The organism is Imperialibacter sp., assembly GCF_048007035.1.
Classification (GTDB): Bacteria; Bacteroidota; Bacteroidia; order Cytophagales; family Cyclobacteriaceae; genus Imperialibacter.
Map to the genome: position 1 here is coordinate 835,447 of NZ_CP180355.1, position 21,917 is coordinate 857,363.

Consider the following 21,917-nt stretch of genomic DNA (forward strand, 5'->3'; position numbering starts at 1 on the left):
GAAGCTATCCGAAAAAAGCGACCTATTCCATTTTATCGTCAAAATCATCAATCAACATTTTCTTTGTTTTCTCCAGCATATTGTTGAAGAAGTTCTTAGGCACAGTCAAGTCCTTGCGACTAATTGACTTCCCTTGTGCCGGCTTGTGCAATGATTTCTCATTGTAACGGTTTTCACGCTCATCGAGGGCCCGGAAGCCACTCAGCACCAAACCAACTGTGGTAGCATACATAGGGCTTTTCACTGTTTCCAGCTTGCCTTTGCCCAGGTGCTCATTAGGATAGCCTATTCTGCTGTCCATGCCCGACATGTATTCGAACAACTGCTGCACACACGCCAGCTGGCTACCACCGCCGGTTACTACAATACCACCTGCCAGTTTGTGTTGGAAGCCTGAGGTAATAATTTCGGTATGCACCATTTCTATGATCTCCTCCATACGGGCTTCAATCACATGCGCCAGGTTCTTTACAGAAATCTCCTTGGGTGCACGGTTCCTAAGGCCGGGAATAGATATGATTTCGTTAGGGTTCGCCTCCTCAGCGATGGCCTTGCCGAACTTGGTTTTGAGCAATTCAGCCTGGTGCTCCATCACCATGCAGCCCTGCTTGATATCGGTCGTTAATATGTTGCCTCCAAAAGGAATCACCGCCGTGTGTCGAATGATATTGTCGTAGAAGATAGCGATGTCTGTGGTACCGCCACCTATATCGACCAGGCAAACGCCGGCCTCCTTCTCTTCTTCACTAAGCACTGCCAGGCTTGATGCCAGCGGCTCAAGAATCAGGTTTTCTATCTCAAGACCTGCTCTGCGCACACACTTGTTGATGTTGTTAATAGCGTTCGTCTGTGCCGTGATCACATGGAAGTCGGCTTCCAGCTTCACGCCTGACATGCCCACAGGATCTTTGATACCCTCTTCGTAATCTACGATGTAGTCCTGCGGCATCACGTGGATGATTTCGCTCCCAGGTGGGATCACTATCTTGTACATGTCGTTGGTCAGGCGATTCACGTCTTCCACGGTGATCTCATCGTCGTTGGACTGGCGGGTAATGGAGCCATGGTGGATGGAGCTGCGGATGTGCTGGCCTGCGATGCCCACATTCACCACCCGGATGTCAATACCCGACTGCTCCTCTGCTTCAGCCACGGCCTTTTCGATGGCGCTCACCGTCTTGTCGATGTTGGTCACAATGCCACGGATCACCCCGTCGGAAACGGCCTTGCCCATGCCCATCACTTCGAGCTTTCCATATTCATTTTTACGGCCCACTATGGCACATATTTTGGTGGTGCCTATGTCGAGGCCAACAATAATTTTATCGTTTTGCATAGGAGTATTATTCACAGACGATTTGGTCTTTATATTTCACGTTCACTTTTTCGTAGGTATTCCAGCCCTTCTCAGGCAGGATTTTGGTATAGAAAATGTGGAGTTTACTGAACTTGGTGTCAATGTCTTCCGCTTTTCCGAATTCAATATATTGCTTGGTCACCTGAGGGTAGAGTATCATTTCACCTCCTTTGTCCATCGAAATTTCTGCTATTTGCGCTTTCCAGAACTTGCTTCCCTCCAGATAGCTCACCATTTCAAAGAGCCCTTTGCCCTGCTCGTCTTCCTGAATAGACACCTTGTACTTTTTGGATGACGGGATCTTCACCAACACCACCCTGGCTGTGTAATTGTCCGAAAGCGGAATTACCTCACCTTTGTCAGTAATGTAGGCACCAAAGCCTCCGTTGTTGATGATTCTGGCAATAGGCTTTTTCTGCTTAATCTTCGCCTTTATATTGCCCCTCAAATCCCTGAACACCTCGGCCTCTTTCACAAAAGGGTGCTTCTCGATCTTCGTTTCAATATTCCTGAGGTTGATGTCACCAGCGAATGATCCCGTCAGCACTTCGTTGCCCGGGGCATTGATCAGCTTCCTGATGTCATTCTCGTGGATGAAATAATTTCCCTGGCTATAGTCGATGTCGATATAGACTTCGCTGAAAGGCTTGTCCATTTGCTTTTTGCTCACAAAGCCAATCAGTACGAACAGCAGGATGGCACCTGCCACGAAATACACGCCTCTTTTTATTTTTATTTTACGCAGCATAGCTCTTCGTCTTTAAAATTTCCGCCAGCGGCTTAACCATTTTATCAATATCACCTGCTCCTATCGTGAGCAGTACTTCCGGATCGTGGCTCTTCGTCCACGCCAGTAATTCGTCCTTGCTGATCACCTGCTTCCTGGAATGCGAGATTTTGGAAGCAATCATTTCGGCATCTACACCGGGAATTGGCTTCTCCCGTGCCGGATAAATTGGCAGCAGAATTACCTCGTCGGCCATCGAAAGGCTTTCGGCAAAACCATCAGCAAAATCCCTGGTGCGGGTGTACAAGTGCGGCTGAAAAACGGCCGTTAGCTCTTTGGAAGGATACAATTCCCTCACCGAACGAAGGAACTGCCTGATCTCCTCAGGGTGATGCGCATAGTCATCGATGAAAACATGGTGATCATCTTTCAAAATGCTTTCAAATCTGCGTTTCACGCCTTTGTAGCTGGCCACTCCCTGTCTGATCGCCTTTTCATCGATGCCTAGTTGTAAGGCCACACCAATGGCTGCCGTCATGTTCTCCACATTGTGGAAACCAGGCACCTGAAGCCTTAGGTCAGAAATTTTGCCGTCAGGATAAACCATATCGAAAGCAAACTGTCCATCGACTACTTTCACATTTTCAGGGCGGTAATCAAATGAATCACCGTAATGATTTACAGACGCTCTGCGGGCAGGTAAAATAAGTGTTTGCTGCAGCTTACCCTGGAGGAAGATGCTTCCAGAAGGGATTACCTGCCCGGCAAAAGCGCTGTATGTTTTTATCATTTCTTCAGCTGATCCATAAATATCCAGATGGTCAGGATCGACTGAGGTTATTACTGCAATATTGGGATGAAGTCGCAGGAAGGACCTGTCGAACTCATCGGCTTCCGCCACCAAAAGCGACTCAGGGTCGTCAGAAAGCAGCAAGTTGCTGTTGTAGTTAGCTGTGATGCCTCCGATAAATGCTTCGACCGGCTTACCAGCCGACTTCAGCAGGTGAGCGATCATGGACGAAGTCGTCGTCTTTCCATGTGTGCCAGCCACCGCAATGGTGAACTTGCTTTTGGAGATTATTCCAAGCACTTCAGAGCGCTTCTTGATGTCAAAGCTCTCTGCCTTGAAGTAACCCCACTCGGTATGATCAACTGGAATGGCTGGGGTCAGCACCACCAGGGTCTTTGCTTTGTCGGCCTTGAAGCTCTCAGGAATCAGGGCAACGTCATCGGTAAAATGGATGTCGATGCCCTCTTTCTTCAGCTCGTCGGTCAGTGCCGTGGGGGTAAGATCGTAGCCCACTACCTTTTTGCCCTGGTTGTTGAACCAGCGAGCCAAAGCACTCATGCCGATACCACCAATACCGAGGAAGTAAACATTGTCGATATCCCTAAATGGGCGATCTTCCGTTGCACCCAGTAGCTCCGCCAATTGATCAACGATGTCTTCGGTAGCTTCGGGCCTGGCCATTGCCTTAATGTTTGCAGAAAGTATTAACTGCTTTTCCTTGTCTTTTAAAAGGGTCAGTACCCCCTGCACCAGTTGTTCCCTGGCGTCGATATCTTTAATGGCGATGGCAGCCTCATTCTTCACAAGTGCCATGGCATTGCTTGTTTGGTGATCTTCCGCCACATTGGGTGAAGGCACAAAAATGACAGGCTTGCCTACGACGCAGAGTTCTGAAATCGACAGCGCCCCTGCCCTTGAAATAACCACATCGGCAGCAGCATAAGCTTTGTCCATTTCCTTGATGAACTCAAGCAGTACAATGCCGGTCATGTCGAGCGATGCCGTTTGCTGCTTCATTTGCTCGTAGTAGAAACGGCCACACTGCCACAGTACCTGAACGCCTGCCTTTTGGAATTCAGCTAGCCCTGCAAGCACGCTTTCATTCAAAGTTTTGGCGCCAAGGCTGCCTCCAAACACCAGCACCACTGGTTTCGTAGCATCAAGTCCGTAGAAGGAAGTGGCTATCGCCTTTGTAATATTTCCAGATGTAATGTCCTTTCTGATCGGGTTGCCAGTAATGGTCAGATTCTCTTTAGGGAAAAACTTCTCCATGCCCTCGTAGGCCACACATATTTTCTGCACCCGCCTGGCCAACCATTTATTGGTCAGGCCTGCGTATGAATTCTGCTCCTGAATGAGCGATGGGATGCCTTTGGAAGTAGCGGCATACAACAGTGGGCCGCTGGCATAACCGCCAACACCTACTACTACATCTGGTTTGAAATCGTTGATGATTTTCCGCGACTTCAGCACACTTGAGATTACCTTAAAAGGAAACATCAAATTGCTGATCGACAGGCTGCGCTGCAAACCACTGATCCAAAGGCCAATGATCTTAAACCCCGCCTCAGGCACCCGCTGCATTTCCATTTTGCCTTCAGCACCCACAAAGAGGATATCAGCATCGGGGAATCGCTCCCTGAAGGCAGTACCAATAGCGACTGCCGGGAAGATATGCCCTCCGGTGCCCCCGCCACTGATAATGATCCGATATGCTCCTGTCTTTGTCATATTATGCCATTGCGGCTACTTTCCTTTTTCCGTTTCCTTTCACGTCGCTGGGGAACTCATCCAACTCACCCCTGCTCACGCTCAAAATGATGCCTATTGAAATTCCCATAAACAGCTGAGACGTACCTCCCATACTCACCAGAGGCAGCGGCAGACCGGTAATTGGCCCAAGCCCCACGGCAACACCCATATTGATGAAGGCCTGCATGACCAGTGCAAAGCTTAATGCCGCACTTAACAGCCCTCCATAGGCTCGTTCACTTTGCATAAACACGATCATGCCCCGGTAAAGCAATGCCAGGTAAAGCAGGATCACTGCCACCCCCCCTATCATGCCATACTCCTCTATGATAATGGCATAGATAAAGTCAGAGTATGGATGCGGTAGGAAATTTCTTTGGTCACTCTGGCCTGGTCCTTTGCCCACAATGCCTCCACTGGCCACTGCGATGTAAGACTGCTGGGCCTGGAAAGGTAATGTTGATTCGTCGTCCGAAAGGAAGGCCTGTACCCGACTGATCACCGTTTGGCCCCTTTGCCCCAGGGTTAGCGCCACGGCTCCGGAGAGCGCACCAATCATGACCAGCATGGCCAGGTACTTCACTGGCACACGGCCAATGAACATCAGCAGCATACAGGTAGCAAAGATCAATACGGCTGTGGAGAAGTTGGACATGGCGATGAGACCGCAAATGACACCACACCACAGCAGGATGGGGATCAGCGATTCCTTGAGCTCTTCTTCACTCTGCTGCCGCTTCGACAAGATGCTGGCAATGGTCACAAACAAGGCCAGCTTGGCCAAATCGGATGGCTGGAAAGCCTGGTTGATAACGGGAATGGTTAACCACCTGGAAGCTTCGTTCATCGTGTTTCCAAACAGGTAGGTGATCATCAGCAACGGCACCGACACCCAAAGGGCGAGCTTTGAAAGCTTCGAATAGTATCTGTAGTCAATTTTATGTGCACCCCAAATAGCCACAAGGCTGAGTATGGTCAAAACAGAGTGCTTCACCAGGTAATACTCAGTGTCTCCACCCATTTTTGCATAGGCAAGCGTGCCGGTGGCGCTGTACACTACCAGGATGCTGAGTACAGACAAAGCAAGAACGATGGCCCAAATGATGGGGTCGCCTTTAAGATTGTTCTCTATCCATTCCTTTATCATACGCTTTGTCCCCTTCCTACATGATTTTTTAATTGGACAACTGCATCTTTGAACTGCTCGCCACGGTCTTCGTAGTTTCTGAAAAGGTCGAAGCTGGCGCAAGCCGGAGACAAGAGTACCACATCGCCCGGGGCCGACAAGTCTGCCCCCCAGCGGGCGGCGTCATTTACCGATTGTGTCTGCCTGATAGTAGCCACTTTGCCTGCGAAGTAGTCTGTCAGCTTGGTATTGTCTTTTCCCAAACAGATCAGGGCTTTCACCTTGTCTTTCACCAAGGCCTCTATCCTATCGTAATCATTGCCTTTGTCGAGGCCACCGGCTATCCACACGATGGGAGCCTCGATGCCTTCCAGGGCATAGTAGACAGAGTCTACGTTAGTGGCTTTGGAGTCGTTGATGAACAGCACGTCGTCTATGGTTGCTACTTTCTCCAGACGGTGAGGCGCATTCTTGAAGGTTTTGAGTGCCTTTACCACCTTTTCCATGGGAGCTTCCATAGTTAGCGTCGTCAAAACGGCCGCCATGGAATTCACCATGTTATGCTTACCGATGAGCGACACCTGGTTAACAGGAATTTTGTGCGATTTTTTCTTCGACTCTATGTTGAATACCAAATGGTCTTCGTCGAGGAAGGCCCCATTTTTCACGTTCTCAACCAAAGAGATGGCGAAAATTGACGCCTCCACATTTCTTCTGGCCAGCTCTTCCTCAACAGGCCCTTTGTCAGCAAAGTAGATGAAGCATTCTTCATGGGTCATCTGCTCAATGATCCTGAATTTGCTGTTGACGTACTTCTGGAAGCTATAGTCATACCTGTCGAGGTGATCCGGCGTGATGTTGAGCAAAATGGCCACATCCGGCTTAAATGTATTCATCCCATCGATCTGGAAGCTGCTCACTTCCAAAACGTAGATGTCAAAATTGTCTTTGATTACCTGACGGGCAAAGCTGTGGCCCACATTGCCAGCCAGCCCCACGTTATAACCCGCCTCCTTCAGCAAATGGTAGGTAAGCAACGTGGTGGTGGTCTTTCCGTTGGTGCCTGTAATGGCTATTTTCTTCGCCTTCGTATACCTCGAAGCGAATTCTATCTCGTCAATGATTTCAACACCCTTTTCCCGGGCTTTCTTTACAATATCTACCTTGTCGGCAATGCCTGGGCTCTTGATGATCAGGTCAGCTTCCAGGATTTGTTTGACTGTGTGCTTCCCTTCCTCAAATTCGATGCCGGCAGCGTTGAGGTCCTTGCGATAGCGTTCTTTCAGCACGCCGCCGTCAGACACAAACACATTGAATCCCTTGTGCTGCGCCAGCAAGGCTGCTCCCACGCCGCTTTCACCTGCACCTAAAATGACGATATTTTTCACTGCTTCCATCTTAGCGTAGTTTGAGGGTTACAAGTGAGAAAATGGCCAACAAAATGCCGACGGTCCAGAAACGGGCCACTATTTTGGCCTCATGAATACCTTTCTTTTGGTAGTGGTGATGCAAGGGAGACATCAGGAAAACCCTACGTCCTTCTCCGAATTTCTTTTTTGTGTATTTAAAGTAGCTTACCTGAATAACCACCGATAGGTTTTCCACTACGAAAATGCCACACATGAAAGGGATCAGCAGCTCTTTTCTCACGATAATAGCCAACACAGCAATGATGCCACCAAGGCTCAGGCTGCCCGTGTCGCCCATGAATACCTGTGCAGGATAGGCGTTGTACCACAAAAACCCGATGCAGGCTCCCACAAGAGCGGTACAGAAAATTACCAGCTCACCGGAATTAGGAATGAACATCACATTCAGGTATTGAGAAAAGGTCACGTTGCCGGAAACGTAAGCGAATATGGCAAGGGTGAGAGCGATGATGGCAGACGTGCCAGCTGCAAGACCGTCGACGCCGTCGGTGATGTTGGCACCGTTGGAAACAGAAGTAAAAATAAACACCACTAACAGCACATAAAGCACCCAATCGAACTGACCAAGGAATCCAAACAACGAGTGATAGTCAAGCTCATTGTCCTTGATAAAAGGGATCGTCGTTATCAATGCCTTCACATCGTTGAACGAGGAAATAATTTGACCATTCACTGACTTGTAGGTGAACTCACGAACAGTCACATCGTCGTTAAACACCAAAACCAGGCCTACCAGCAGGCCTACACTCACCTGGCCTATGATTTTGAATTTACCAGCCAGCCCATCTTTGTTTTTCTTTTTGAGCTTAAGGTAGTCGTCCAAAAAGCCAATCGATCCCATGCTGACAGCTGTGACCAGCATGAGTATGATGTAAATATTTTCCAGTTGAGCGAACAGCAACGTGGGAATAACGATCGCCATAATGATGATAATACCCCCCATTGTCGGCGTGCCTTTCTTCTCCATTTGCCCCTGCAGGCCCAGGTCTCTGATTTCTTCGCCCAGTTGGTATTTGCGAAGCATGCCGATAAGATACTTGCCGAAGGTGACTGTGATTAGAAGAGAAATGAGCGCAGCCATGCCAGCCCTGAAGGAAATGAAGCGGAATACGCTTGCACCCATCAGGTTGAACTCACTTTCCAGATAATCAAACAAGTAATACAGCATACTTGGTTATTCACTAAAAGCTTTTAAAACTTCGGTCACTACTTTTTTATCGTCAAAAGGGTGCTTCACACCCTGGATCTCCTGGTACGTTTCGTGCCCCTTGCCCGCCACCAGCACAATGTCGCCAGGGCTTGAAATGCTAATCGCCGTTTTGATAGCCTCTTTCCTGTCGGGCACGACGAGCGTTTTCCGGTAGTTGCTTGGGCCTACTCCTGTTTGCATATCTTTAATGATCTCCATGGGATCTTCAAACCTCGGGTTGTCAGAAGTCAGGATTACTTTGTCGCTCAGCTGGCAGGAAATGGCAGCCATGAGCGGCCGTTTGGTCTTGTCACGGTTACCACCGCAGCCTACCACCGTTACCACAGCTTCGTTGCCCGTGCGAAAACTTTTGATCGTCTTCAACACGTTTTCCAGCGCATCAGGTGTGTGTGCGTAATCGACGATAGCGACAATGCCAGTAGTTGATGGCACAAGCTGGAACCTCCCCCTCGCTGGGTCCACATCCGAAAGCTGGGTGAGTACTTCCTCCATCGGCTCCTCGAGCAGCAAGGCAGTTCCGTACACAGCCAGCAGGTTATAGGCATTGAAGTCTCCTACCAGCTTGAACCACACGTCTATATTGTCGATTTGCAGCTCAAGACCCTGAATAGAATTGCTCAAAATCTTTGCCCTGAAGTCACTCATGTGTTTGAGCGAATAGGTCTTCTTTGCAGCTTTTGTATTTTGGAGCATAATAGCCCCCCGTTTGTCGTCTTCGTTTACCAGGGCAAAAGCTGAAGACGGAAGTCCGTCGAACAGCATCTTCTTGGCTTTGATGTACTCGTCAAATGTGCCGTGGTAGTCGAGGTGATCGTGGGTGATGTTGGTGAATACCGCACCAGCAAACTGCAAGCCAGCCACCCTGTGTTGCACAATGGCATGAGAGCTGGCTTCCATGAAGCAGTGTGTACAGCCCTGGTCAGCCATGTCCTTCAACAGGCTGTTTAGCGCAATGGCATCAGGTGTGGTGTGAGTTGCGGCCAATACCTCCTCACCTATCTTGTTTTCTACAGTCGACAGCAGGCCCGATTTGTAGCCCAGCTTCCCAAACAATTGGTGAAGCAGGGTGACCGTCGTGGTTTTGCCGTTGGTACCGGTTACTGCCACCAGCTTGAGTCGGGAAGACGGGTTGCCGTAAAAATTGGAGGCGATAAAACCCAGCGCCCTGGCAGTGTTGTCAACTTTTACGTAAGTCACTGTGTCCAGCAACTTTTCGGGCAGTTCTTCACAAACCACCACGCTGGCTCCTTTGGCTATCGCCTGATCTATATATTGATGACCATCAGTTTGGGTTCCACGAACAGCAATAAATAAGCAGCCCTGCTTCGACTCTCGTGAGTCGAAGCAGATGCCGCCTAAGTCAGTATTCATATCACCTGCAACTGAGATTAGGTTAGTCTTGTATAATATGTCTTTTAACAGGGCCATTTAGCCTAGCTTGATTTTAATTTCACTTCCTTCCGACACCCTCGTTCCGGCCATTCTCGACTGGCTTTCCACCCTTCCATCTCCTTCTATCCGCACTTTGAGCCCGGCATTCTCTAACACAAAGAGAGCGTCCCTCAAAGTCATTCCGGCTACATCAGGCACAAGCCCTTCCTTCACCTTGTTGGCTGTCCAGCCAATGCTCTTGCCCACAAGTCTCGTTTTCACCCATTCCTCGTCGTCGGCCATTTCATGATTCGAAACGCCAAATTCATTGCAGATCATCGACAGTTCAGGCAAAAACCCAGCCCTTACCACAGGAAACACTTCCGTTTGATAGGCAACAGCGGGCTGGTACTCTTTGTGCACGTCTATGTCCTGCGAGTAGATTTTGTCAGCAATTTCCTTGAACACGGGCGCCGCCACGTCGCTACCATAAATGCGGTAGTTCTTAGGGTTGTCAATAACCACTATACAGCTGTATTTGGGTGCATCGGCTGGAAAATAGCCCGCAAACGATGCGTAATACTGGTTGACGTATTTCCCGTTGACATACTTCTTGGCAGTGCCTGTTTTGCCGGCGATCTTATAGTGGGTTCCATTGATATTGGAAGCGGTGCCTCTTTCCACAACTCCCTCAAGGAGCTCTCTCAAATTCGCAAGCGTTTCTTTAGAGCAAATCCTTTTATTGATGACCCGTGGTTCAAATTCCTCCACCACCTTGTCGGCCTTGCGCACCGACCTCACTATAATAGGTGTGATCATTTTTCCGTCGTTGGCTACCGCATTGAACATCGTGAGCGTTTGCAGGGGCGTAAGTTTGAGCTCATAGCCATGCGAAATCCAGGGCAATGAGATGCCACTCCACGAAGAGTCAGAGGGTGATTTTATGTAGGGCTTGCCTTCACCGGCCATTTGGAAGCCTAGTGGCTGGCCAACGCCCATTTCCTTTACAAAATCGATAAACTCTGATGGTTTTTTCCCGAAGTGTTCTACTACCAGCTTGGCAATGCCGATGTTGGAAGAAGATTCAAAAACCTGCTTCACGGTGATGGTGCCGTATCCGCCAGGCTTATGGTCCTTCATTACCTGGTTGTAGAATTTATACTCGCCGTTGCCTGTCTGCACGGTATCGGTCAGCTTCAGGTCGGTTTCTTCCAGCAGTGCCATCATCGAGGCCAGCTTGAAGGTAGAACCGGGCTCCACAGCCCCCTGGCTGCCTACGGCATAGTTGTAGCGTTCCCAGTAGTTGCCTTCAGGGTTCTTACTAAGGTTCGACATGGCTTTGATCTCGCCTGTTTTTACTTCCATGAGCACCACGCTGCCATAGTCGGCATTGTGGTCGGTCAATGCAGCCAAAAGTGCCGATTCAGCCACGTCCTGCAAATTGACATCTATAGTCGTTTCAATATCCAGACCATCTTTGGCTTTCACTTCGGTGCCGTCGAATACTGGCCTCCAGCTGCCTGCCATCTTCTGGAAAAGTGCCTTCCCATCGACGCCACCAAGCTGGTTATTGAAGCTATACTCCAAACCAACAGTCCCTTTTTCGGTTTCATCCACACTACCGATGGTTCTGTAACCCAGGGTAGAAAATGGGTGGTATCTTTTTTCTACCTTTTCAAAGATAATCCCCCCTTTGTTCCTTCCTTCTCTGAAAATAGGCCATTCCTGAATTTGCTTCTTCTGCTGATAGTTGATTTCGGCCCTGCTTAACAGAAGGTATTGTCTTTTGTCTTTTCTGGCTTCCAGTATTCTTCTGCGGTATTCCTTAGCAGAATTGTCTTTGAAGGTTTTTGACAGTAAATAGGCCAGTGAGTCAAGGTTCTTCTTGAGCAATTCATCGCTTGGCTGCGAAGGGTCGAAGGCCACCTTGAAAAAAGGCAAAGAGGTGGCAAGCAAGCTGCCGTTGTCAGAATAGATATTGCCTCTGGTAGCTTTCACAGGCAAATAGCGAAGGCTGATTTGCTCTGCCATCTTGTTCCACTTGTCGCCCTGAATGCGCTGTAAATAGAAAATACGGTATACCACCGCTCCTGCAAAAAGAACGACCAATAAAAAGGCCACACGGACTCTCAGCAATATGGAGCTCTTTATATTCAATCTATTCGGCGTTTATACTCATCTTCTTTTACTACTATCTTATAAGGAGGTATTCTTGTCTCCTGCAATCCTACTTTCTTCACCTTTCTGGCCACCTCCGATTGCTTGCTGGCAAACATGTATTCAGACTTCAGCGTGGTGAAGTCAGCTCTTAAGTCTTCCACCTCGGCTTCCATGTTGTCGATCTTCCTGATCATTTTGTCGGAAAAATGCCTGTTGCCTATGTAAATAATGCCCATTACAGTAATGAAAAGGGCATAGGGCGTAAAACGGGCCGGAAGCGTATCGTCCAGCACACCTTCCAGTTTGAGCCAGCGGCTAAGCACCGCAAAGGGTCCTTTGCCGCCGGGCTCATTTTTACTGTTTCTTACTCTATTTTCCATTTTCCTACTACTTCTTTTCTGCTATTCTCAGCTTGGCACTTCGTGCTCTGCTGTTCCTGGCTATTTCTTCTTCGTCTGCGACAATTGGCTTGCGGTTGATTGGCTCCAACGGCCTGATCACATTGCCATAAAAATCTTTTTCATCCGTGCCTTCAAAGTTGCCTTTGTTGATGAAGTTCTTGGCCAACCTGTCTTCCAGCGAGTGGTACGACATCACCACCAGCCTTCCACCCGGCTTCAGCACTTCTGCACATTGCCCCAGCATTTCCTCCAGCACCTGCATCTCCTCGTTCACCTCCAGCCTGATGGCCTGAAACAGCTGCGCAAAAAACTTGGCCTCCTTGCCTCTTGGTGCAAACCTGGCCACCGCCTCTTTCAACTGCTCTATCGTTTCCAGGGGCTTGTTCACTCTATAGGCCGTAATAGCCCTTGCTATCTTCATGGGCTGGTTCAGCTCTCCGTACATGCCGAAGATTTTAGCAAGATCCCTTTCTCCGTATTCATTCAGCACCTCTTTGGCCGACACCTCGCTGTTCACGTTCATGCGCATGTCAAGCGGCCCCTGAAAGCGGGTAGTAAAGCCTCTTTCGGGCACGTCAATTTGGTGTGAAGAAATCCCCAAATCGGCGAGAATGCCATCCACCGCCTGCACGCCATAGAACCTGAGGTACTTCTTCAGGTTACGGAAATTGCTCGGTACAAATGTGAAAGAACGTTTGTCAAACCCTTCGGCATTGACTTTGGCATCAGTATCCTGATCAAATCCATACAAGTGTCCGGTGGTCAGCTTTTCAACTATTGCTCTCGAATGTCCGCCGCCGCCAAATGTCACGTCGACATAAACACCATCGGGACGAATAGCCAACCCCTCCAGGCATTCGTTGAGCATCACCGGTATGTGGTAGTTTTCCTGGGCCATAGGCATGTGGATTATTCGTCCAGCAGCTTTTGCGCCAATTGGGAGTACTCTTCGGGATTGTTGATCAAATGCTTTTGATATACCCCAGGATCCCAAATCTCTATGCTGGAACCTACTCCTACCACCATCGCCTCCTTTTCAAGAGAAGCGAATTTCATAAAGGTCTTGGGGATTAGTATTCGGCCAGCACTGTCCATCTCTATCTGGGCGATGCTTCGGAAAAAATTCCGCTTCAAGGCCCTGTTCTCAGGAAGGAATTCGTTGAGCGAAGAAATCTTCGACTGGATCTTTTTGAATTCACCCATTGGGTACAAGATCAGGTTAGGCTCAAATCCCATCCTCAGCACAAGCTCATTCGCCGGCTGACCGGGGGCAGATGCTCCGGGCGCCTCAGGAAGATTGACCTTGATGCGGGCCGGAAGCACCAGCCTGCCCTTGGCATCAATCTTACATTCGAATTCGCTAGTAAAGAATGACATAATGGATTACAGGAAAAACTACAGCAACACTTTCAACAAATGTAATAAAATTATGACACTTCCAACCACTCTCTCCCACTTTCTTACACTTTTCTGCCAAAAAGTAGAAAAATTCCCACTTTTACCCACTATCGACCACACAGTTTACCACCATGCGCATGTAATGAATGGGCGTCAAAGCGATAAAAAAGGCAGGCAACAGAAAATCAAATGCCTATTAACCAGCCAGATAAGGCTGTAATAATTGAAATTCCGGAGGAGCAAACGCAGGTTCATGCCTATTGTCGGGCCACGAGAAATGAGGAAGAAAGTGGTGGGGGAAAGTGGGAGGCACCGGCGACCATCGACTAAAAAATTGGCATTTGGGCGTTAACCGATGGTCAATTATTGCGGCAATTCACCGTTACTCTCCTTACCTTGTCACTCCACTATTTGCTGAGTTGATATGAAAAATTTGCTGGTCTTTCTTCTGTTCATCATGGCTTCGGCCGGTGCTTTTTCTCAAAAAGTGGTGTTCGTCATTATCGACGGCGTGGAGGCAGAAGTCTTCGAAAGGGTTGCCACTCCCAACATGGATGCCATCGCCAAAACGGGTGGTTATACCCGAGCATATGTGGGTGGAGAGAGAGGTGGTTATTCAGAAACACCGACCATCTCAGCGCCGGGGTACAACAACCTCATTACCGGCACCTGGGGCAACAAACACAATGTGTGGGGCAATAGCATCAAAGCGCCCAACTACAACTACTGGTCAGCTTTCAGGTTCGTGGAAGAGCTCGCACCAGCGAAGGAAACGGCCATCTTTTCGACATGGCTCGACAACCGCACAAAGCTAGTAGGCGAAGGCCTGCAAGCCGCTGGAAATGTGATGATCGACTACCATTTCGATGGCTTTGAGCTTGATGAAAAAGCCTTCCCGCACGACAAAGAGAGGCTGTTCATACACAATATTGACGAGCATGTAGTGAATGATGCCAGCCGCTATATCAAAGAAAAAGGCCCTGACTTTTCGTGGGTGTACCTGGAGTATACCGACGACATGGGCCATGCCCACGGCAACAGTGAAAAAACCGATGATGCCATTCACACGGCTGATGACCAAATGGGCAGAATCTGGGAAGCCATTCAGTATCGGCAAAAGGAGAAAGCCGAGCAATGGATGATGTTCATTACCACTGACCATGGGCGCAGTGCAGAATCAGGCGGCAAGGACCATGGCGGGCAATCGGACAGGGAGCGCACCACCTGGATAGTGATGGGGGGAGGACAGCCCAATGCCTATTTCACCAAAGAACAGAACGCCATTGTGGACATACTGCCTACGGCATTGAATTTTATGGGCATTCCGGTTCCGAGAGAAAGGGCGTATGAGCTGGACGGTGTTCCGCTGGTGGGGAAAGTGTCCATTGCCCAGCCAAAAACCGACCTGGCTGGCGACAAGCTAAGAGTAAGCTGGAAAGCCATTGACCTGGAAGGTGATGTGAAAATACTGCTGGCTACCACGGACAACTTTGAAGCGGGTGGAACGGATGTTTACACTGAGGTGGGCACCGCAAAAGCTGGTGCAGAAGTTTTCGAAATAGACTTATCGAGGTATCCTTCTGATTTTTATAAGGTGGTGATTGAGGGGAGGTATAATAGTGTGGGAAGGTGGGTGAAGAGGTAGGCGGCCCCACTTTTAACACAAGGTTTCAATGCAATGCCACAGGCTGAGGATAGCAGGGGATTGTTCGAATACTATGCGTAAAATATACGTTTATAAATGGATAAAATAGCTTTATTTATGCTATTAAGCTACTTTTATACGTAATTCAAAAAATAATTGTAACTGGAGTATGGTTAGCAGCCACACCGAATTGCTAGCCTCAATGCAGGCTCGTAGAAAACTAAATACGTAACATGAAATTTTTACTAAGACTCAAACATTGGCAACTCTTCGGAATAGTATGGGGACTACCAATTCTGCTGAACATTTTTACGTTCTCTGACCCAACACTGTTAATTACAGCCTTTCCATTCATGATGATAATATTTGCCTTTGGAACGTTTGGCTGGATTTGGGCAATTTCCACAAACCTGAACTCAAAACTACCTGAAGAAGTAAAGCTGAACGTTAAACGCTTCAAAATCTTGTTTGCAATCCCAAACATCTACATAGTGCTAATAATGGTATTCATGGGTTTTTCGTTTACAGTAGGCAATTCAATGGAAGGAGCAAATCCTGGAGCAATTGCTGGAATCATTGTACCTCTTCATCTATTTTCAATGTTTATAATATTCTGGGGGGTACGATTTGCAGCTAAGACCCTTAAGTCAGTTGAACTCGGACGAATGGCCAAATTTGGTGATTATGCCGGTGAATTTTTTCTAATTTGGTTCTCAATTATTGGGTATTGGGTTCTTCAACCACGACTGAACGAACTGGTAAAAGAATAACAGATGAGGCTAACAAATGCTATGAATGAATGGGGTTTTAATGGTTAGGATATTTTCATGGGGATTGGAAAGTCCGCCACAAGTAATAAATTTAAATCAAGGCGTGGCTATGTGCGAGAGGATAGGTTAGTGGTTTCTAATCCCTACTCATCATAGCTTGTCGATAGTACACATATGAGACCCCTCCTACTTTTATCGGTTATTACTTTACTTAGTGCTTGTCGTTTAACCAGAACGTCCTTGACCTATACAACTTCTGACCAGCTAACTCATGATGAAGTAGAATGTCTTGAACGTCAACTTAAATCCGAAGATATAACACCGGGTCACCTGATTGGCATAGGAACTGGTATCTATCCGAACACCAACAACTTTGAACTACAAACACCCAAAACTTACAGACTTAAAGAGAACAAAAACCTCATTCTTGAAACTCAGTATTTTATGGATACCTCGAATATCGTTAGGGTGATTCTCTATCAGTGGGACAACACTAGAAATCCGAACTTTCTAACTGACAAGCAGAAGAATAAGAAATACCTGCTGTTTCAAGAAAAATTTAATCAATTAGCCCGTAGAGTAACAACTGAATTTGGTAAACCAACTGAGAAGGCTATTGAATCCACTAACAATCCTGAGAATTTTCGAGATGGAATAAAATGGCTCTACGGAAACAACAACGCTTACCTTTTCATGTTCGGAAACAACTCAAACGGTTACAGACAAATAAGGCTAGCAATTTACGGCGAGTAAACGTGTACTAACACGTGACCATGAATGCACGGGGAATTAGCTGTTACCGTATGATGGTGGGGTTGGAATCTCCGCCACAAGAGTTAACTTTATCACCGGTGTGGCTACTTTTCGAGGAGACAATTATGCTTTGCAATCCCCACACATCATGGTCATCGGCTAGAGAGAAGAGAATATGCGAACCTGCATCTTAGTCATTATTGGAATTCTGATATCGAACATTTCATTTGGACAGTGTCAGTACGCCAACACAACTTCTGAACTTGGAATTGGGCTTGTAGAATATGACAATTACAACCACCGAACACCTGTCTTTGAAGTCTTTAACAACCCTGAACTGACTGACAACTTCTGTTCATGGAACATCTACAATGAAGGCAACCCATCTCCATTTTGCGCCAAATATCATAAGCCAGACTACGGAATTGCTCAAGTTGTCGTCTTAGATACTCTTGAGAAGTCTTATAAGGTATTGGTGAACGAACAGGATATCAAGTATGTCCCCAGGAACATTAATTATGTGTTTTGGTCTTGGGAAGAATATCTAATTGATTCACATGGAATTAGAAGAAGAATTGAAATTGAGGAATTTAAAAATCAACCATTAAGGACGCAGCCCAACAACTCCGCAGAAGTGGTAACACTACCTGATGAAAGATTCGAATTGTTTTGTGCGATGGAGGTTAGAGGAGATTGGATCAGGGTGAAGTATGATTGTTTATACAACTTAGGCCAAAATCCTCACGAAGGAATGCCATGTTCAACTTATATTAATGAGTGTACCAACTCGGCAACAGGCTGGCTTAAGTGGAGAATCGGTAACAAAGTAACAGTCGACATTTTCGTGAGGACATAAAGTAAACTCTCTCAAAAGCGCAACTTGACCGTGTATCTGTCGCTGATATACGTCTGTGCTTTCTACCGAGTGTAGCTGAAAAGCTACAAAAACAATATTACGATGAACAAAACTAAAATTGTAGACTTTGACGACCACCTGGACTCGGAGTATGGCAAACGAGGTGCGAAAACAAGGGAAGCTTTCGAAGAGAGTTTTGAGGCTTTTCGCTTAGGGATTATGCTTCAGGAACTTCGTAAGAATCAGGGCATGACCCAGGAACAACTGGCTCAGAAGTGCGGAACAACTAAAACGTATATTTCAAGAATTGAGAACAATGCCAGCGATATCCGGCTTTCAACTCTTATGCGAATAATAAGAGACGGGCTTGGTGGTCACTTGAAACTCAATGTCGAAATATAAACACGGAGGTCCGACATAACTGTGGTGCAGTACTCATCAGAATTTGATCCGGTCGGAACGCCGCATCGCAGGAGATATGGTGATCCCTATCCAGACAACAAAAATTGACACGCACAGACCCCACCGCCACAGCGGTGCCCGTCGTACCACCCTTCGGATGCGTCAACCTTGACGAAGGCTTGACATTTTAAAGGTCCACTCTTTCTATGTTTACCAAGCATGCAGGCCTCACGGCAGTTTAAGAGGCTAGCTCGGAGCCCTCCGCTCCCAATATGAGCCAGTGGTTAGCATTTACTTCGAAGAAACTTTGTATGCAGCAATACTGTTGCTATATTGTAGTAAAATTGCTGTTATGAAAGAATTGACGAAAACAATCTCAAAATTTGATACCAAAAGCAGTATCAAGCGAGCCGGGATTGAGAGGAAAGCTACTCCGCACTGGAGTATTAAAGTGCCTAACGGTGAATATGTCTGGTCCAATAAAATGGAACGTGTGGGCCTGATTAGGAAAGGTTTACCCTACGAATCTATTGAAGTTATCAGTAAACGAACAGGCTCACCCGTCAAACAGGTTCTGACTATTTTTGGAGTTCCTCAAACGACCTACAATAAAAAGAAAAGAGAAAACGACTTATTAAGCGGACGGGATAGTGAAGTTGTACTATTACTCACTGAATTATTAGATTTTGGTCTGGAAGCCTTTAATAATGAACGTGAAAAATTTCAGAGGTGGCTTAAAAAACCTAATCTGTCGCTAGGTGGGGCAAAACCAGAAAGTCTTTTTGATTCAGTAACGGGTATTCAAGAAGTGAAAAACGCACTTAATAGACTTGAATACGGCAATATGGCGTAATGAGAGTCTACCGAGTCGAGAGAAATAAGTATCTCAAATCTACTCTAAAGGGAATTGGGGCAGCCTTAACAGAAGGATATAGATGGAATAGTCTTAACACCTATCTTGTTTACTCTGCAGAATCTCGTGCCTTAGCAACTTTAGAAGTTTCGGTTCATCTGGACATCAGTGAAGATTTGCCAGCGGATAGGTCTTATGTTGAAATTGATATTCCGGATGACATTCAAATCCTTGAAATTGATCCAGCAGACTTGCCTGAAAACTGGGACGCCAGGCCCCCAATATTAGAAACTCAATTTATAGGGGATGATTTTGTAAAAGAGAGTGGAGCAGCCGTCTTAAAAGTGCCAAGTTGTATTGTACCCCAGGAATATAATTACTTAATTAACCCTAACCACCCCGACTCCTCCCGAATTAAAGTGATTTCCGAAACGGCTATGAGTTTTGATCCAAGAATAAAACAAAATGCTAACAAATGATAAAATATAGGACCGGCCTCTACTAACTTTCAAAAAACAAAAGAAGCCAGTATTCCCCACATCTTAGATATGATATCATGATGGTCAATACGTCCACTATTGAAAAGCTTGGAAGCAACATCACGTTGCTAATACTTACGGTCTTACTTTACAATTGCACAAACGCAGGAAAGATCGATTTCAGTACCGACTATCTTAAAATACAAATCAGCAAGGGAGGCTTTATTACCAGTATGCAAAATATCGGGAAAGAGCCCCATCGGGAATTTAGTCCTCTTGATAAGCCATCACCCTTAATGCAGCTGTACGACGGCAAAAAGAAAGTATATTATGCACCTGTCAGCGCAAAATTCAGCGAGGAAGGTCAAGCCATCACCCTAAGCTATTCTAACGGTTCGGTCGCTCAAGTCATCGTGACGACGGAGGAAAAGTATTTGAAATTTACGCTTCAGTCCCTTGCACCACGCAACGGAATTGATGGCATTCAATGGGGGCCCTATCATACGAAAATCACGAACCTGTTTGGGGAAATTATTGGGGTTGCCAGAGATACAAGCGAGGCGGTCAATTATGCCATTGGCGTGCTTGCCCTCGACGACAACACCCTGGGTGGCACTTCTGAAACTGTAGCCGACGCAGCGCCTTTTCAGTACATCATCCATTCTCCCGATCCGGAGCTTTATCCCCTCCCCAACTCATTGCACGAAGGACAAATTTTTAACCTGGGAGGAAACGGAATCAGCGATGTTGCCTTTTACGCACACAAAGAGCCGTACTACAGAATAATGTATGGCAACTCTGCACTCGTCGACGAAAAGGGAAGGATTTCCATTAACTACCACTCCAGAGACAGAACATTTGAAAGAGAGGTATACTATTCACTCATACCGAATATGGCAGCCAATACGCCAAACCACCTGGAGGTCCAGCCATTGCCGGGGGTCGATTACATAGGCTCATCCATTGCTTTGTGGGGCAGCCCCGACAGCACTGCCTTGATGGATGTGATTCAGGACATTGTGTTGCAGGAAGGCTTGCCGTTTCCAACAATCAACGGGAAATGGGTGAAAGATCCGACCGCTTTTGTCCCCGATGCTTTTACCAGCGGAAACTTGAATGACAGTATCATATCGTACACATCGAGGTTAGGCTTTACGACAATCAGCTTGTACGATCAGGGATTTTTAAAGCCAGACAGAGGAAACGATGGTTACATAGACGGGAAAAATTTTGAGCACAAACCAATAAAATTAACTTCCGGCAACAAATCACATAAGGAGTTTTCCGAGATGGCTGCAAAGTATGGAATTAGCATTGGAAGGACCCCGATCACCAATTCGCTGGCTCCCGGAACCAAGGACGCCAGTCCCCTGCCAAGTGATAGTTTGTGCTATCAACAGAAGCGTTTGCTGGCAAAAAGCATCAGTCCCACCGATACCATCATTATCGTGGACGACCCAACCCATCTCGAGGAAATTGCCAGCTGGGAAGGGCATGCCAAAAACCTGAACATGATAAAAATCGGTAAGGAGCTGATCTATTATCTCGGTGTTTCCGAAGAAGAACCCTACAGGCTCCTGAATGTAAAACGTGGGTACTGGGAAACCATGGCTACGAGTCACCCATCCAACGACACCATTTATAAGCTTCAGGTGACGCTGAATTATGGTTATGATGGTTTGATCCCCAATATGCAGCTTCAGGACAAAATTGCCGAATACTATGCAGACGTTTGCTTTATCAACGGTTTAGGCTACTATGATTTCGACGGGCAGGAGTTTCTGTTTAACAACGGCCATGGCTACTACTCGGCGAAGCGTTTTTTTCGCAAGATGTTTGAAAGGGCTGCAACTCTTGGCATTCCCCCTATTCGTTTTACCGGGGCCACATTGTCAGAAGGCTCATGGCATTATCAAAGTATCTGGAATGTTGGTGGTGGAAAAAACCTGTATGATGTTGACACCAGAGAATGGGGCAGCACTACGAGCCAGGGAAAAGACCTGCGGGACGTTACGTACGCTAACTTTTTCCCGGTGGGTATGGGGGTCAATTTCCCCGTTAATTCCCAATCAACGGTGGAGCAATACGAACATATACAAGCTATTTCTGTTGGTGTTGGAACAACATATAGCCTGGTTCTGAATCAGAAAGATGTTGAAAGCTGTCCTCAAAAAGAGGCCATTTTCAAAGCAATAAGAACATGGGAAGATGCCCGTGCCGCCAATGCATTTCCCCGGAGCGTGAAAAAACTACTGGCTGATCCTGAAAGAAACTGGACACTACAGAAAGGAGAAAACGAAGATACCTGGGTGCTGCACGAATTAAAAGATGGTAAAACAAACAAGACGTTCGTTTTGCACGGCGGTGAGAGCCACCAGGCTCATTAAGAAGTACGTGCAATTCCTGTGTGGTGGGCATAAGATGATTGTTGAGGCAG

The 21,917-nt window shown here is 47.1% G+C and carries 20 protein-coding genes; 9 read left to right on the forward strand and 11 right to left on the reverse strand.

Annotated elements, in window-relative coordinates; all coding sequences use genetic code 11:
- Positions 1 to 22 precede the first annotated feature (22 nt).
- The 11 genes from ftsA to mraZ are packed head-to-tail and all read right to left on the reverse strand — an operon-like array spanning position 23 to position 13,701.
- Positions 23 to 1,336, reverse strand: coding sequence for a cell division protein FtsA (ftsA, locus tag ACMVP2_RS03750; RefSeq protein WP_416866771.1), 1,314 nt, complete (start codon positions 1,334 to 1,336; stop codon positions 23 to 25).
- 7 nt (positions 1,337 to 1,343) lie between these two features.
- Complete coding sequence (locus ACMVP2_RS03755) at positions 1,344 to 2,105, reverse strand: cell division protein FtsQ/DivIB (protein WP_416866772.1); 762 nt, start codon at positions 2,103 to 2,105, stop codon at positions 1,344 to 1,346.
- Positions 2,095 to 4,605, reverse strand: a complete 2,511-nt coding sequence (gene murC / locus ACMVP2_RS03760) for a UDP-N-acetylmuramate--L-alanine ligase (protein WP_416866773.1) — start codon at positions 4,603 to 4,605, stop codon at positions 2,095 to 2,097. The genes ACMVP2_RS03755 and murC overlap by 11 nt, the downstream gene beginning before the upstream one ends.
- Position 4,606: 1 nt before the next feature.
- Positions 4,607 to 5,773: an FtsW/RodA/SpoVE family cell cycle protein gene (locus tag ACMVP2_RS03765; RefSeq protein ID WP_416866774.1), complete on the reverse strand. Its 1,167-nt coding sequence runs from the start codon at positions 5,771 to 5,773 to the stop codon at positions 4,607 to 4,609.
- Positions 5,770 to 7,149, reverse strand: a complete 1,380-nt coding sequence (gene murD / locus ACMVP2_RS03770; RefSeq protein ID WP_416866775.1) for a UDP-N-acetylmuramoyl-L-alanine--D-glutamate ligase — start codon at positions 7,147 to 7,149, stop codon at positions 5,770 to 5,772. Before murD ends, ACMVP2_RS03765 begins: the two co-directional genes overlap by 4 nt.
- Before the next feature lies 1 nt (position 7,150).
- On the reverse strand, positions 7,151 to 8,350 hold the full coding sequence (mraY, locus tag ACMVP2_RS03775; RefSeq protein WP_350077908.1) for a phospho-N-acetylmuramoyl-pentapeptide-transferase: 1,200 nt from the start codon (positions 8,348 to 8,350) through the stop codon (positions 7,151 to 7,153).
- A gap of 6 nt (positions 8,351 to 8,356) precedes the next feature.
- Positions 8,357 to 9,820, reverse strand: a complete 1,464-nt coding sequence (locus tag ACMVP2_RS03780; RefSeq protein ID WP_416866776.1) for a UDP-N-acetylmuramoyl-L-alanyl-D-glutamate--2,6-diaminopimelate ligase — start codon at positions 9,818 to 9,820, stop codon at positions 8,357 to 8,359.
- Entirely contained in the window at positions 9,821 to 11,920 is a 2,100-nt protein-coding gene (locus tag ACMVP2_RS03785) for a penicillin-binding protein (RefSeq protein WP_416866777.1), read from the reverse strand.
- Positions 11,917 to 12,303: an FtsL-like putative cell division protein gene (locus tag ACMVP2_RS03790; protein ID WP_416866778.1), complete on the reverse strand. Its 387-nt coding sequence runs from the start codon at positions 12,301 to 12,303 to the stop codon at positions 11,917 to 11,919. Before ACMVP2_RS03790 ends, ACMVP2_RS03785 begins: the two co-directional genes overlap by 4 nt.
- Before the next feature lie 7 nt (positions 12,304 to 12,310).
- Positions 12,311 to 13,222 carry a 16S rRNA (cytosine(1402)-N(4))-methyltransferase RsmH gene (gene rsmH / locus ACMVP2_RS03795; protein WP_416866779.1) on the reverse strand — a complete coding sequence of 304 codons (912 nt, stop codon included), beginning with the start codon at positions 13,220 to 13,222 and terminating at the stop codon, positions 12,311 to 12,313.
- Positions 13,223 to 13,233: 11 nt separating this feature from the next.
- Positions 13,234 to 13,701, reverse strand: coding sequence for a division/cell wall cluster transcriptional repressor MraZ (gene mraZ / locus ACMVP2_RS03800; protein ID WP_152000733.1), 468 nt, complete (start codon positions 13,699 to 13,701; stop codon positions 13,234 to 13,236).
- Positions 13,702 to 13,911: 210 nt separating this feature from the next.
- Between mraZ and ACMVP2_RS03805 the strand changes: the two genes are divergently transcribed.
- The 9 genes from ACMVP2_RS03805 to ACMVP2_RS03845 all read left to right on the forward strand — a co-directional run bounded on the left by ACMVP2_RS03805 (position 13,912) and on the right by ACMVP2_RS03845 (position 21,867).
- Positions 13,912 to 14,052 carry a hypothetical protein gene (locus ACMVP2_RS03805; protein ID WP_416866780.1) on the forward strand — a complete coding sequence of 47 codons (141 nt, stop codon included), beginning with the start codon at positions 13,912 to 13,914 and terminating at the stop codon, positions 14,050 to 14,052.
- A gap of 94 nt (positions 14,053 to 14,146) precedes the next feature.
- Positions 14,147 to 15,367, forward strand: a complete 1,221-nt coding sequence (locus ACMVP2_RS03810) for an alkaline phosphatase family protein (RefSeq protein ID WP_416866781.1) — start codon at positions 14,147 to 14,149, stop codon at positions 15,365 to 15,367.
- Positions 15,368 to 15,600: 233 nt separating this feature from the next.
- Complete coding sequence (locus ACMVP2_RS03815) at positions 15,601 to 16,137, forward strand: hypothetical protein (RefSeq protein WP_416866782.1); 537 nt, start codon at positions 15,601 to 15,603, stop codon at positions 16,135 to 16,137.
- Between the two features lie 240 nt (positions 16,138 to 16,377).
- Positions 16,378 to 16,890 carry a hypothetical protein gene (locus tag ACMVP2_RS03820; RefSeq protein WP_416866783.1) on the forward strand — a complete coding sequence of 171 codons (513 nt, stop codon included), beginning with the start codon at positions 16,378 to 16,380 and terminating at the stop codon, positions 16,888 to 16,890.
- Positions 16,891 to 17,065: 175 nt separating this feature from the next.
- On the forward strand, positions 17,066 to 17,746 hold the full coding sequence (locus ACMVP2_RS03825; protein ID WP_416866784.1) for a hypothetical protein: 681 nt from the start codon (positions 17,066 to 17,068) through the stop codon (positions 17,744 to 17,746).
- Between the two features lie 102 nt (positions 17,747 to 17,848).
- Positions 17,849 to 18,148: a helix-turn-helix domain-containing protein gene (locus ACMVP2_RS03830; protein WP_416866785.1), complete on the forward strand. Its 300-nt coding sequence runs from the start codon at positions 17,849 to 17,851 to the stop codon at positions 18,146 to 18,148.
- A 352-nt stretch (positions 18,149 to 18,500) separates the two neighbouring features.
- A complete protein-coding gene (locus ACMVP2_RS03835) occupies positions 18,501 to 19,001 on the forward strand; it encodes an antitoxin Xre/MbcA/ParS toxin-binding domain-containing protein (RefSeq protein ID WP_416866786.1) in 501 nt (166 codons plus the stop codon).
- Entirely contained in the window at positions 19,001 to 19,480 is a 480-nt protein-coding gene (locus tag ACMVP2_RS03840; RefSeq protein WP_416866787.1) for an RES family NAD+ phosphorylase, read from the forward strand. The genes ACMVP2_RS03835 and ACMVP2_RS03840 overlap by 1 nt, the downstream gene beginning before the upstream one ends.
- 77 nt (positions 19,481 to 19,557) lie before the next feature.
- On the forward strand, positions 19,558 to 21,867 hold the full coding sequence (locus ACMVP2_RS03845) for a hypothetical protein (RefSeq protein WP_416866788.1): 2,310 nt from the start codon (positions 19,558 to 19,560) through the stop codon (positions 21,865 to 21,867).
- Positions 21,868 to 21,917 lie beyond the last annotated feature (50 nt).